Raw genomic sequence first — 12940 nt, 5'->3', positions numbered from 1 at the left:
GTCCATATAGAAAGAAACCCAACGGAGGCAACATGGCAGAGACGGATTTCCCCGGATGGCACGGCACCACGATCATCGGGGTGCGCAAAGGCGGCAAGGTTGTAATTGCAGGAGACGGGCAAGTCAGCCTTGGTCAGACCGTGATTAAAGGAAGCGCGCGGAAAGTCCGACGCCTATCCCCCGGCGGCTTCGATGTGGTCGCGGGTTTTGCCGGATCAACTGCGGATGCATTCACCCTGTTGGAAAGGCTGGAAACCAAGCTGGAAGCCACGCCCGGCCAACTGGCGCGCGCATCGGTCGAGCTTGCCAAAGACTGGCGCACGGACAAATATCTGCAAAAGCTCGAAGCGATGCTGATCGTCACGGACGGCAATGATCTGTTTGTGATCACCGGCGCCGGGGATGTGCTTGAGCCAGAACATGATGTTGCCGCCATCGGATCGGGGGGAAATTTCGCTCTGGCCGCGGCCCGTGGCCTGATGGAGGCTGACGGTGATGCCGAAACCATCGCGCGCAAAGCAATGGCCATCGCTGCAGATATCTGCGTCTACACCAACGGAAATCTGACCGTAGAAGAAATCACTGGCGGCTAAACTTCAGCCAGTTCTCTGGTGTTGATCGGAACACGTTGATGTCCACCTTTCCTTTTACGCCCGGCACAAGTCCGGTCCCGGTATACTGCCAGAACAGCCAGTTGGCACCGGGATAGCGGTCCTTGGGATGGGCCGCCACCGACCGCAACCAAAAATAGGTATCTTTCAGCTTTCCAATCCCGGTATCCTGCCAAAAATCCACCGTCGTATAGACAATCGGGCGCCGACCATAATGGGCCTCGAGAATGTCTAGAAACCTCTTCGCCTCGGCGCGAACCTTGCGCGGAGTGGGGCGGTGTCGGCAGGTTGGAGAGCGCGGATTCCATTCCATATCCAGAACATGCGGCAAACCATTTCGCAGCTTCGGAACGTTGCGAATAAACCACCGCGCCTGCTTGGTTGCCGGTGCGCAGAAATAGAAATAGTGATACGCCGCACGCGGCACACCGGCGCGCCCTGCTCCGCGCCAATGGCTTTGGAACATCGGGTCTTTTTCCTCGACGCCCTCGGTGGCCTTGATGAAAACAAATGACACGCCCGAGCGCCGCGCCTGTTTCCAATTGATATCCCCCTGCCACCGCGACACATCCAACCCATGCACCGGATATTGATACGGGTAAATTTCATCCCACGGATATGGGTCCGCGTCTTCATATTTTGGGTTCAGCTTCAGGGGTTTGCCAGCCTGCGCGATTGTCACGCTCAGAAGCAATGAAATGAGTATCGTCAAAAACAGGCGCATGGAAATCCTCTCGCGCTGAGGGTAACTTGTGGAACAATGACCCCATGAAGCCACAGCTTGACCCTGATCGGCAAGACGCAAGGCTTGCACCCGGCGGCAGGGTGCTTACTTAGACGGGAAGCCGCTGGAGAAAGACAGACATGACCGACCTGACACCGCGTGAGATCGTATCCGAATTGGATCGCTTCATTATTGGGCAGAAGGACGCCAAGCGCGCCGTGGCTGTCGCGCTGCGCAATCGCTGGCGCCGCAAGCAGTTGTCAGACGATCTACGCGACGAGGTCTATCCGAAGAACATCCTGATGATTGGCCCAACAGGCGTCGGCAAGACTGAAATCAGCCGCCGCCTTGCAAAGCTGGCCCGCGCGCCGTTTATCAAGGTCGAAGCCACAAAGTTCACCGAAGTGGGCTATGTTGGTCGTGACGTAGAGCAGATTGTGCGTGATCTGGTAGACGCGGCCATCATGCAAACCCGCGAACATATGCGCGAAGACGTAAAAGCACGCGCCGAAAGTGCTGCTGAGGACCGTGTCATCGAGGCCATCGCTGGCGAGGACGCGCGCGAAGCAACCCGCGAAATGTTCCGCAAAAAGCTGCGCTCAGGCGAACTGGATGATCACGAGGTTGAACTGGATGTCGCAGATGCATCGAACCCTATGCAGATGTTCGATATGCCGGGACAACCCGGGCAGGGCATGGGAATGCTGAACCTGGGTGACATGTTTGGCAAAGCGCTTGGTGGGCGCACCGTGAAAAAGAAAATGACCGTGCGCGACAGCTACGAGGTGCTGATCTCGGACGAGGCGGACAAGCTGTTGGATGACGAAACCGTCACGCGTGCCGCGCTTGAAGCGGTTGAGCAAAATGGCATCGTGTTTCTAGACGAGATCGACAAAGTATGTGCCAGGGCAGAGGCGCGCGGCGGTGATGTCAGCCGCGAAGGCGTTCAGCGGGACCTGCTGCCTTTGATTGAGGGAACCACCGTCTCAACCAAGCACGGTCCGGTAAAAACCGACCATATTCTGTTTATCGCTTCTGGTGCATTCCATGTGGCAAAGCCATCAGATCTTTTGCCGGAACTGCAAGGCCGCCTACCCATTCGGGTCGAACTGCGCGCGCTGACAGAAGAAGATTTTGTGCGCATCCTGACCGAAACTGACAACGCACTAACTCGCCAGTACACAGCACTGATGGGCACCGAGGCCGTCGAGGTTAACTTCACTGAAGACGGTATTTCAGCGCTCGCCAAGATTGCCGCCGACGTAAATCAAAGCGTTGAAAACATTGGCGCACGGCGTCTCTATACCGTTTTGGAGCGTGTGTTCGAAGAGCTGAGCTTCACGGCCCCGGATCGCTCTGGTGATACTGTTGTGGTGGATGCGGGCTTTGTCGAAGAAAACCTTGGTGCGCTGATCACATCAACAGATGTAAGCCGCTATGTCCTCTGATGGCTAGGCACAATGGGACTTCTCGGCTATCCAGTGGAAAGCCGAGGAGTGTTCATTGCGTCTGTTCTTTCCCATCTTACTTGTCTCCGCACTCGCTGCCTGCGCACCTCGTGGAGAGATTACACTTCATCGTGGGGCAGGCGAGATCGGTTCTGTTCAGAAAGTTTTTGTTGCCACAACGCGCGAATTAAGCGCCGAGGGACGCCCGACAGGTGAAAGGGGTACTGAAATCCTCTACGGGCGCGCAGATATTTCTATTCCGGAAGATCGCATTCCCGGCGAAATAAACTGGCCCGGCCGTAAAACGCCCGACCCATCAAAGCACTTCCTTTTGGATGATTATGCGCAGTTCGCAACACCAAAAGCGTTCGAACAATCTATGCGTAACGCACTGAAGGGCCGACGCGGAGAGGCCCGAACCGCCATTGTGTTTGTGCATGGATTTAACAATCGCTTTTCCGAAGGGCTTTATCGGTTTGCCCAACTCTCCGAGGACCTGAAGCTTCCGTTCCTGCCCGTCCACTATTCCTGGCCCAGCGCCGGCCACCCCTTGGGTTATGGGTATGATCGCGATTCCATGCTTTTTGCACGTGATGGGCTAGAGAAAATGTTGGCAAGTGTAGAGCGTGCTGGCGTCGATGAAATTTTGGTTGTCGGTCATTCCATGGGTGCTTTGCTAGCGATGGAAACGCTGCGCCAAATGGCAATTTCAGGCGGGCATAGCGCCCTGTCGAATATCGGCGGCGTCGTTCTGATTTCACCAGACATCGATATCGACCTGTTCCGCCAGCAGGCCAAACGGATCGGCAAGCTTCCTGAGCCATTCTATATATTCACCTCCAGCCGCGACCGGGCACTACGGCTGTCTGCAGGAATTACAGGGCAAAGCGAACGTCTTGGCAACTCAACAGACGTCCGGGCGCTGGCCGATTTGAATGTAACGATGGTGGATGTTTCGGCCTTTTCTGACGGTGCGCTTGAGCACAATGTCGCGCTGGCTTCGCCAGCATTTCTGAGACTGCTCAACAGTCTTCCAAATCTGGATGCCGCTTATGGGCAAGATCCAACCACTCGCCCCGGCCTATTGCCTGGATCCGTTTTGGTGGTGCAAAACGCCACGCGTCTGATCGTCCCGAACAAATCGGAATAGCGCTTACCTCTTGCGCCTCAGATAAACATAATAGGCGCCTTGGCCTCCATGCTTCAGATGAGCCTCGGATATCTGCAGGACGTGTTGACGCAGTGGCGCCGAATTTAGCCAATGCGGAACCTGATGGCGCAACACCCCGTGGCGCACCGGTATTGGGCCACCATCGTCGCGGTGCTTGCCTTTGCCCGTAATCACCAGAACCAGACGGCGATCATGCGCAACCGCATCAAGTATGAAGCGGTTTAATACAGGATGTGCTTGCGCAATGGTCATACCGTGCAAGTCAATCCGCGCTTCCGGGGACAGGCGGCCTTTTTTCATCTTGCCGAAGGCCTTGCGGTCCATTGCAATCGGCTGACCCGCAATACGGTCCGCCATTGAGGGGGCAAGATCATGTGGCTTGCGGGATTGATTTGCACGTTCGCCAATCTGAAACCGCGGGTGCTTTACTTCTGGAAGTTTCGGCGCTTTGCGTGGCTGTGCCTCTGACGTTTCAGTGCGGGCATCAGGCCGTGCAGCTGTGGTTCGCAGGCGCTGGGTGCTTTCGGTCACCTTCTTCCAAAGCGCTTTGTCATCTGCGCTTAGTTTCCCGGGGCGGCGCGCCATCGGTCAAAGACCCTCGGGCAAAAGCGCATAGGCGCGCTGGATCGGCAACAACACAATCATGCGCCCGCCATCGCGAATGCGACCCGCTGCTTTTCCAGCCGCATCACCTGTTCCCCAGAAAATATCTGCCCGTTGTGCGCCCTTTACCCGCGACCCGGTGTCCTGTGCGACCATCAGGCGACTAAAGGGTTCCGCACCCGCTTTTTCCAACCAGACCGGTGCACCAAGGGGGGTATATTTTGGGTCCACCGCCAGGCTTCGATGTGCCGTTATCGAACGGTTCATGGCCCCAAGCGGCCCCTTCTGGCGAGACACCGTGCCAATCTTTCGAAAGAATACGTATGAGGGGTTGGACATCAGAAGATCGTGCCCCTCAACGGGATTGCGACTAACCCAGTTGCGAATAACGGTCTGGGACACCTGATGTGGCTCGTAAACGCCGCGGCGCACCAGCTCTTTTCCCAAAGACTTAAACCGGTGACCGTTGTTGCCCCCGTATCCAAGGCGCACCGTCTGCCCGTTGCGCAAGCGTATACGCCCTGAGCCTTGAATCTGCAGGAATTGAAGTTCAACCGGATCAGCGACCCAAGCTATTTCCAGCCCGCGCCCCTTCAGGGCACCACCCTCTTCAATCTCACGCCTGGTCAGCCACGATGTGCCTTTCGGAGCATCCGATGGGTAGGCGTAGACCGGGTGCCGATAGTGATCTGTTTCAACCAATGACCCGGCTATTTCCGGCTCATAATAAGCTGTGAAAAGAGGGGGCTCACCGTTTTCAATCAGCAGGGGTCGAAAAAACAACTCGAAAAAGGCCTTCCCGTCCCCTTGGCTCTGCGCCAACGCACAAATGGATCGCCATTGCGCATCATCCAGATCACGGCACGTATCCAAAAACACCTGAAGGCCAGCTTGATGATCATCATCATCCCAGCCCTTCAGGTCCTCAAAAGACAGAAGAGTGACCTCAGCGGCCTCGGGCGCTGCTTGGGCTGGCGCGGCCAGAAAGACCAGCGCAAGTGCCAGCCGGGCCAGCATCAGCCACCTGTTGCGACAAGCTGCCAATTGGGGTTTTCAGACCCCATGATGCGCGCAAAGGTCCAGATGTCTTTCTGACGCTTCACCTCATTGGGGTTGCCCTCAATGATATCCCCGCCTTTGTCGCGCACGACAGATGTCAGTTCACCGATGAAACGCACGGTCACCTCACCCTCGCGGGTGGTTTTGTCAAACTCGGCATCTTCAAGCTTTAGCTCGCGCAAACCGACGAAATTCGCCTCGACGCTCAGCCCTTTGGCATCACGATCTTCGACAACGGCCGCAAAGCTCTCATAAACCTCATCCGACAGGAATGGTTTGATCTTGGCCATATCGCCAGCTTCGAACCCCATCAGGATCATTTCATAGGCGCCGCGGGCACCGCCCAAGAACTCACCCACATTAAAACCAGGCTCTGCGCTTTTCATCGCAGCCAGTGCCTTGGCCGCATCGCTGCCTTCTTCTGCGTGGTCAGTGATGTCGCTGTCGGGACCACCTTCGATCACCTCAAGGTTCTCACGTGACAGACGCCGATCGTCTTGTCGGGCCACGGTAGGCTTTTCAAACCCTTCACGCGTACCCAGCACGTCGCGCAGGCGCAGGATCAAAAACAAGGCTATGCCAGCCAGAACGAGCAACTGGATCAGTGAAGAGCTCATGTGTACCTCTTTTCAAGCGCCATATGGAAACGCGTCAACCGGTGACATATGTAGGTGCAGAGCCGGGCCAAGTCCACCGGTGTCACGAAAAGGAGATCGCACAATATGTGGCTTTTTGCGCTGTTCATCGCAGTTCCGCTGATCGAGATCGCTCTGTTCATACAAATCGGCGGTGCAATTGGCCTTTGGCCCACTCTTCTGATCGTCGTATTGACGGCCGTTGTGGGCACGCAACTTATGCGCGCCCAAGGGGCGCTGGCCATGTCGCAGCTGCGTGAAAGCTTCGGGCAACTTAATGATCCGACCGAACCGCTGGCACATGGGGCAATGATCCTGTTTTCCGGGGCGCTGCTTTTAACCCCCGGGTTTTTCACTGATTTTGTCGGCTTCGCGCTTTTGATCCCGGCCGTTCGCCGTGCTGTGTTTCACTGGGCACGGGCGCGTGTGAAAGTTCAGAGCTTCACCATGGGTCCCGAGGGCGGCGCTCGACACCAGCGGCCGACAGATGAGGACATTATTGACGGCGACTTCACCGATGTCACCGCAAGCAAGAAACCAACGCATGGAGAGATTAAAGGCCCTTCAGGTTGGACCAAACACTGATTTCGCGTGGTTTTCCATGTAGATGCGCAGCCATGGCGTAAATTTTTCTGGTGCTTCTGAAATCTCGTTATTCAGATCCTCTTGGCTGATCCAGCGCGTCGCCTGAACCTCATCCGGGTTCAGCGAAAGAGCGGGAAGTTCATCGCAATGCGCAACGAAAAGGTCGACGACTTCATGCTCGACCAAGCCATCGCCAACATCCGCCCGATACTCCAACAACTCAGCCCAAATCGGGGCCACGCCAGTGATGCCCAGCTCATCTTCCAGCCGGCGCACCGCACAATCGGCAGGGTCTTCGCCCCAATGCGGATGCGTGCAACAGGTATTCGCCCAAAGGTTTGGCGTGTGATATTTTCCGGCTGCGCGCTGTTGTATCAACACCTTGCCGTCATGGATCAGAAAAACGGACACGGCCTTATGCCTAAAGCCCTTCACATGGGCTTTTAGCTTTTCAACCGGGGTAAGTTTGCCATCAATCCAGGCGGGGATCATCGTCTCCATCCGGCTCCCATAGCGTCAAATTCGCGCTCGCGAAACCCCTTGGTTGAGGGTGCTGGCCCAACCTGCTAAGGACATCCCGACAGTTTTTCCCGAAGGAGAGGTCCCATGGCCGAGGAAACAAACCAACAACAAGCCCCCGTCCCGCCGAAAATGCAGGTGCTGGGTCAGTATATCCGCGACATGTCTTTTGAAAACATCCTGGCACAAGCCGGCGTTCAGGGCGAAGTTCAGCCTGATATCAGCGTCGAGGTTGCGCTGGACGCAAAGAAGCGCAATGTGGACCACCAGTACGAGGTGGTTACAAAATACACCGTCGGATCGCGCAACAAAACTGGCGGTGAACAATTGTTCCTGCTGGAGCTGGAATATGCAGGCATTTTTCACATCGAAAACGTGCCGGAAGAACAGATCCATCCCTTCCTGATGATCGAATGCCCGCGCATGACTTTCCCGTTCGTGCGTCGGATCGTTTCCGACATCACCCGCGATGGTGGCTTCCCGCCGCTGAATCTGGATACGGTCGACTTCCTGGCTCTGTATCGTCAGGAAATCGAGCGCCGCGCAGCCGCAGAGGCCGCACAAGCGCCCGTCAGCTGAACCGAATTAGCTGAATTTTTTCCAAATCGCGCCGTCGCCCAGCTTTTCCACAAAAGCATCATGGGCGGCGGTTTCTTTTTCGCTCAAGCGCGATGGCAGTGCATTCGGTCGTGGGCGCGGCCTCCAGTTTTCGACAGCATCATTACTGGACTGCGCTGTCGTATCCCCCGCCAGAACCAGATCCGGCTGTCTGCCGCCAATTAGTTCCAGATAAACTTCGGCCAGAATTTCACTGTCCAAAAGCGCGCCGTGTAGGGTGCGTGATGAGTTGTCAATCGCATAGCGCCGACATAGCGCATCCAACGAAGCCGGAGCGCCCGGAAACTTTTTGCGCGCCATGGCCAAGGTATCCAACGCGCGCGCCCATGGGATTTCCGGCAGGCCCATCCACTTCAGCTCGGCGTTCAGGAACTTCATATCAAAGCTCGCGTTGTGGATGACCAGTTGCGCATCCCCGATGAAGTCCAGAAACGCTTGTCCGACCTCTTTGAACACCGGTTTGTCCTTCAGCAAAACCTCTCCGGGTTCAGCGGGGCGGGGGTTGTCCAGAAGATCAGGGCCGATACCATGCACGCCGAACGCCTCGTCCGGCATGCCGCGTTCCGGGTTAATATATTGATGATATGTGCGCCCGGTGGGCATATGGTTGAGCAGCTCTAGGCACCCGATCTCGACAATGCGATCACCGGATTGCGGATCAAATCCGGTGGTTTCCGTATCCAAGACGATTTCACGCATTGCGGCGCCTTTCTTCCACATGGGCAATCACCTCAGAAACAGCCAATGAAGCCCCTTCCAAGCTGTCCGTTGGGATAATCACATCTGCCCGCGCTCGTTTTTCAGCATCTGGAACCTGCTTTGCAAGGATCGCTTCAAGCTGCGCTTCAGTCATGGTGCCGCGGGCCAAAACGCGGTCACGTTGGGTTTTGGCGTCGGTGGATACCACCACCACAAGATCAACATGATCGTGCGCGCCGATTTCGAACAACAGGGGCATGTCCAGAAGAACAACAGGCGCATCCGTTTCAGCCAGAAACGTCGCGCGATCTTCTGCGACAAGGGGATGCACTATGGCCTCTAGCTGGCTTAAAGCCGTGTCATCGCGCCCCAACCATTCCTTCAGTCGGTCCCGATCCACACCGCCATCGACTATCGCCTCCGGGCAGATTGCGCGCAGCGGCTGAACAGCTGCACCTCCGGGCGAATAGATACGATGAACAGCCGCATCAGCATCCCAAATTGGCACACCTGCCTCGGCGAAGAGTTTCGCGGTGGTGGATTTCCCCATGCCGATCGAACCAGTAAGACCAATAACAAAGGGCCCGTTCATGTGCCCATCACCGCAGTTCGCAGGTCTTCGGTCACTTCTGGGCGCACGCCAAACCAGCGCTCAAAGCCGGGCACGGCTTGATGCAACAGCATGCCCAATCCATCCACTGTGATGCAACCAGCGGCCTCGGCAGCTTGAAGGAAGTGCGTGCGGAGCGGCGTGTATACAAGATCCGTCACCACGGCGCCCGGCTTGAACCCATCCAAGGGTACACGGAACTCCGGTTTGCCAGTCATGCCCAACGAGGTCGTGTTCACCACAGTTTCAGCACCATCCAGCATGTTGCCGGCATGAATCCAGTCGAAGACCTCGATGCGGGTACCAAACTCCTGACGCAACGCATCCGCGCGGGGACGGCTGCGGTTGGAAAGACGCAATATGGGCACGCCCAGCTCCAACAACGAAGCGACCACAGCGCGCGATGCACCACCAGCGCCAAACACAGCGGCCGGCCCTGCAGATGGGTTCCAATTCGGAGCTCCCTGACGCACATTCTGCGTAAATCCATAGCCATCTGTATTATCAGCGTAAATCGAACCATCTTTCCCAAAGATCAATGTATTTGCGGCTCCCATAAGCGCCGCCCGATCCGTGATCTTATCTGCAATTTCAAGCACGGCTTCTTTGTGGGGAATGGTGATATTCACACCTGCAAAGCCCACTTTCTGAAGCGTTCGCAGCACTTGCTCCAAATCCTCAGCGACCACATGCATCGGAATATAATGTCCGGGCAGTCCCATAGACGATAGCCAATGACCATGAAGCCGTGGCGACAGCGAATGTGCAATGGGATCGCCGATCACGCCGGCCAGAGGAATGCGCTTGGCGCTCATATCTCGATATCTCCTTGCGAGATCAGATGGGATAGAAGTTCGGACAGTGGCAAGCCCAACACATTGAAATAGTCGCCGTCAATCCTTGAGAAAAGCCGCACGCCCTCTTCTTCCAGTTTATACGCACCAACAGAGTGTTGAATACTATCCCAGTTCCGCTGCACATAGTCCTGTATGTAAGACGCACCGAGATCACGCATTTTCAGGCGCACCAATCCTACATGTCTCCAGACGGGTTTGGCCTCTCGATACACAACTGCCGCCGAGAGCAAGCGATGTGTTTGACCGGACATTGCAGAGAGTTGCGCCCGCGCTTCTTCGGGGCTGGCAGGCTTGGACAAAATGGCGCCACCCAACTCCGCCACCTGATCACAGCCAAGAACGGTCCGGTCGGGGTGTTTTTCTGCAATTTTGCGGGCTTTTCCTTCCGCCAGAGCGTCCGCAATGTCGCGCGGATGCATATTTTCCGCTTCAAGAGAGGCTCGGATCATTTCTTCGTCGATACGCGCTGGTACGATTTCAATATCCAGCCCAGCATTGCGAAGAAGTGTTGCCCGGATCTTAGAGGTTGAAGCAAGGATCAAAGACGCAGCCATGTGATAACCTTGTGGAAAACTTCTGTTTGTTTCGGTGTTGGAATCTCGGGATAAACCAGTCCCCCATCATGTAGATGGATAAGTCACGTGGTTTCTATTCCAGTTTCCGCTTTTCTTCCACTGTAGGTAAGCAATTTTTACATCCTGTGGATTTTCAAGGTTTCTGCTTTTTCATCCACAGAATTGGACAGCTTTATGGTGCTATACTCTCAGAAAAATATAGGGTTTTCTTTGGTTTTCTGCGCATGAAGCGTAGTTATCCACCTGTGAAAAACTTCGGGGGTAATTGTATAATCCCCATTATCCACAGGACAATCATCATCATCATCTTTTCTTCTTCTCTTTTATTTATTTAAGAAGGGTCAGGTCATGTCGAAAGCAAGGAATGCAGAGAATGGGTGAATTTCTGTCAGATATCTATTTCTGGACCAAGTCGCTTCATATCATTTCTGTGATTGCTTGGATGGCCGGTCTTTTTTATTTACCTCGTCTGTTTGTTTATCACGTCGAGGTTGTTGGATCAGGCACTGAAACAGATGAACTGTTCCAAACGATGGAACGCAGGCTTCTGAAGGCGATCATGAACCCGGCTATGATCAGCAGCTGGATCTTTGGCCTTTGTCTGGTGATGACGCCAGGTGTGGTGGATTGGGGGTCTGTCTGGCTCTGGACGAAAGGGTTTTCAGTAATTGGTATGACCTGGTTTCATATGTGGCTGGCCGCACGGCGAAAAGAGTTCATGTCAGGTACAAACACGCTGACCGGACGCCGTTATCGCATGATGAACGAATTGCCGACGCTTTTGATGATCGTGATTGTCTTCTCGGTGGTGTTTAAATTCTGATTTCGTTGACTCCACAGACGTGGCGGCTTATGTGATCGGGCAAGCAGGCCGTCCGGCCTGAGTTTTTCCCTACGCGTCATCAGACCACGCTTGAGCGTCGTCGTGATCCATTGCAGAGCATATCCATGTCCGAAAACCGTCTGAATCTCGCTGATCTGAAAGCCAAAAGCCCCAAAGAGCTCGTCTCGATGGCAGAAGAGCTGGAAATCGAAAACGCTTCTACCATGCGCAAGGGCGAGATGATGTTCTCGATCCTGAAAGAGCTGGCAGAGGATGAATGGGTCATCGGCGGGGATGGCGTACTTGAAGTTTTGCAGGATGGGTTCGGTTTTCTGCGCTCCCCTGAAGCAAACTATCTGCCAGGCCCGGATGATATCTATGTCTCGCCCGAAGTGATCCGTCAGTATTCACTGCGTACAGGTGATACCGTCGAGGGTGTTATCAATGCACCGCGAGAGAACGAAAACTATTTCGCGATCACTATGGTCGAGAAAATCAATTTTGGTGATCCTGAGGAAGCCAAACACAAAGTGGCTTTCGACAACCTGACCCCGCTTTACCCAGATGAACGCCTGAAGATGGAGATCGAGGATCCCACCATCAAAGACCGTTCCGCGCGGATCATCGACCTTGTGGCACCGATTGGGAAAGGTCAGCGTTCGCTGATCGTGGCACCCCCGCGGACTGGTAAGACCGTGATTTTGCAGAATATCGCGCATTCGATCGAGAAAAATCACCCGGAATGTTATCTGATTGTGCTTTTGATCGATGAACGTCCCGAAGAGGTGACGGATATGCAGCGCTCGGTGAAAGGTGAGGTTGTGTCTTCGACCTTCGATGAACCGGCAACGCGTCACGTGGCTGTGTCCGAGATGGTGATTGAAAAGGCCAAACGTCTTGTTGAACACAAGCGCGATGTTGTGATCTTGCTCGATTCGATCACCCGCCTTGGCCGCGCGTTCAACACGACGGTGCCATCATCAGGCAAAGTTCTGACTGGCGGTGTTGATGCGAACGCTCTGCAGCGACCAAAGAGGTTCTTTGGCGCGGCGCGGAATATCGAAGAGGGTGGTTCTTTGACCATTATCGCCACAGCTCTTATTGAAACCGGTTCGCGTATGGATGAAGTGATCTTTGAGGAATTCAAAGGCACGGGTAACAGCGAGATCGTTCTGGACCGCAAAGTTGCAGACAAGCGCGTTTTCCCGGCGATCGACATCCTCAAATCAGGCACCCGGAAAGAAGATCTGTTGGTTGATGCCAAGGATCTTCAGAAGACATATGTGCTGCGCCGTATCTTGAACCCAATGGGCACAACCGACGCGATCGAGTTCCTGATTTCCAAGTTGAAACAAACCAAGTCGAATGGCGAGTTCTTCGACTCAATGAATGCATAATATGTA

At 54.9% G+C, this 12940-nt stretch carries 16 protein-coding genes; 7 read left to right on the top strand and 9 right to left on the bottom strand.

Features of this window, described 5'->3' with window-relative positions:
* The first annotated feature begins 32 nt into the window (after window positions 1-32).
* Window positions 33-593 carry an ATP-dependent protease subunit HslV gene (gene hslV / locus ACRY08_RS03960; RefSeq protein WP_432448550.1) on the top strand — a complete coding sequence of 187 codons (561 nt, stop codon included), beginning with the start codon at window positions 33-35 and terminating at the stop codon, window positions 591-593.
* On the opposite strand, the gene ACRY08_RS03955 is transcribed toward hslV, so the two are convergent.
* Window positions 580-1335: a glycoside hydrolase family 25 protein gene (locus tag ACRY08_RS03955; RefSeq protein WP_432448549.1), complete on the bottom strand. Its 756-nt coding sequence runs from the start codon at window positions 1333-1335 to the stop codon at window positions 580-582. The two genes, hslV and ACRY08_RS03955, sit on opposite strands and share 14 nt — an antisense overlap.
* 140 nt (window positions 1336-1475) lie before the next feature.
* Between ACRY08_RS03955 and hslU the strand changes: the two genes are divergently transcribed.
* On the top strand, window positions 1476-2783 hold the full coding sequence (gene hslU / locus ACRY08_RS03950) for an ATP-dependent protease ATPase subunit HslU (protein WP_432448548.1): 1308 nt from the start codon (window positions 1476-1478) through the stop codon (window positions 2781-2783).
* A 55-nt stretch (window positions 2784-2838) separates the two neighbouring features.
* Entirely contained in the window at window positions 2839-3933 is a 1095-nt protein-coding gene (locus ACRY08_RS03945; protein ID WP_432448547.1) for an alpha/beta hydrolase, read from the top strand.
* Between the two features lie 3 nt (window positions 3934-3936).
* Here the strand turns inward: ACRY08_RS03945 and ACRY08_RS03940 are convergent, their stop codons facing one another.
* Genes ACRY08_RS03940 through ACRY08_RS03930 form a run of 3 tightly spaced genes read right to left on the bottom strand, consistent with a single transcriptional unit; the run spans window position 3937 to window position 6233 of the window.
* Entirely contained in the window at window positions 3937-4539 is a 603-nt protein-coding gene (locus ACRY08_RS03940) for a Smr/MutS family protein (protein ID WP_432448546.1), read from the bottom strand.
* 3 nt (window positions 4540-4542) lie between these two features.
* Window positions 4543-5574, bottom strand: a complete 1032-nt coding sequence (gene mltA / locus ACRY08_RS03935) for a murein transglycosylase A (protein ID WP_432448545.1) — start codon at window positions 5572-5574, stop codon at window positions 4543-4545.
* Entirely contained in the window at window positions 5574-6233 is a 660-nt protein-coding gene (locus ACRY08_RS03930; protein WP_432448544.1) for a Tim44/TimA family putative adaptor protein, read from the bottom strand. The genes mltA and ACRY08_RS03930 overlap by 1 nt, the downstream gene beginning before the upstream one ends.
* Before the next feature lie 105 nt (window positions 6234-6338).
* On the opposite strand from ACRY08_RS03930, the gene ACRY08_RS03925 reads away from it, so the two are divergent.
* Window positions 6339-6836, top strand: a complete 498-nt coding sequence (locus ACRY08_RS03925) for an FxsA family protein (RefSeq protein ID WP_432448543.1) — start codon at window positions 6339-6341, stop codon at window positions 6834-6836.
* Here ACRY08_RS03925 and idi read toward each other — a convergent pair.
* Window positions 6816-7337: an isopentenyl-diphosphate Delta-isomerase gene (idi, locus tag ACRY08_RS03920; RefSeq protein ID WP_432448542.1), complete on the bottom strand. Its 522-nt coding sequence runs from the start codon at window positions 7335-7337 to the stop codon at window positions 6816-6818. The two genes, ACRY08_RS03925 and idi, sit on opposite strands and share 21 nt — an antisense overlap.
* A 105-nt stretch (window positions 7338-7442) precedes the next feature.
* On the opposite strand from idi, the gene secB reads away from it, so the two are divergent.
* The gene (gene secB / locus ACRY08_RS03915; protein WP_432448541.1) at window positions 7443-7934 is read left to right on the top strand and encodes a protein-export chaperone SecB; all 492 of its coding nucleotides are present in this window, start codon (window positions 7443-7445) and stop codon (window positions 7932-7934) included.
* Between the two features lie 6 nt (window positions 7935-7940).
* Here secB and dnaQ read toward each other — a convergent pair whose 3' ends face one another.
* Genes dnaQ through ACRY08_RS03895 form a run of 4 tightly spaced genes read right to left on the bottom strand, consistent with a single transcriptional unit; the run spans window position 7941 to window position 10693 of the window.
* Entirely contained in the window at window positions 7941-8672 is a 732-nt protein-coding gene (dnaQ, locus tag ACRY08_RS03910) for a DNA polymerase III subunit epsilon (protein WP_432448540.1), read from the bottom strand.
* Window positions 8665-9264: a dephospho-CoA kinase gene (gene coaE, locus ACRY08_RS03905; RefSeq protein WP_432448539.1), complete on the bottom strand. Its 600-nt coding sequence runs from the start codon at window positions 9262-9264 to the stop codon at window positions 8665-8667. Before coaE ends, dnaQ begins: the two co-directional genes overlap by 8 nt.
* Window positions 9261-10097: a shikimate dehydrogenase gene (locus ACRY08_RS03900; protein ID WP_432448538.1), complete on the bottom strand. Its 837-nt coding sequence runs from the start codon at window positions 10095-10097 to the stop codon at window positions 9261-9263. The genes coaE and ACRY08_RS03900 overlap by 4 nt, the downstream gene beginning before the upstream one ends.
* A complete protein-coding gene (locus ACRY08_RS03895; RefSeq protein WP_432448537.1) occupies window positions 10094-10693 on the bottom strand; it encodes a Maf family protein in 600 nt (199 codons plus the stop codon). Before ACRY08_RS03895 ends, ACRY08_RS03900 begins: the two co-directional genes overlap by 4 nt.
* A gap of 394 nt (window positions 10694-11087) precedes the next feature.
* On the opposite strand from ACRY08_RS03895, the gene ACRY08_RS03890 reads away from it, so the two are divergent.
* Window positions 11088-11537 carry a CopD family protein gene (locus tag ACRY08_RS03890; protein ID WP_432448536.1) on the top strand — a complete coding sequence of 150 codons (450 nt, stop codon included), beginning with the start codon at window positions 11088-11090 and terminating at the stop codon, window positions 11535-11537.
* 125 nt (window positions 11538-11662) lie between these two features.
* Window positions 11663-12934 (top strand): transcription termination factor Rho, encoded by a 1272-nt coding sequence (gene rho / locus ACRY08_RS03885; protein WP_432448535.1) that lies wholly within the window; start codon window positions 11663-11665, stop codon window positions 12932-12934.
* Window positions 12935-12940: the final 6 nt, after the last annotated feature.

The sequence above is a fragment of the Aliiroseovarius marinus genome, assembly GCF_050881025.1.
Classification (GTDB): Bacteria; Pseudomonadota; Alphaproteobacteria; order Rhodobacterales; family Rhodobacteraceae; genus Aliiroseovarius; species Aliiroseovarius marinus_A.
Note: the sequence above shows the minus strand (reverse complement) of the source record. Positions and strands in the feature narration are given on the sequence as shown.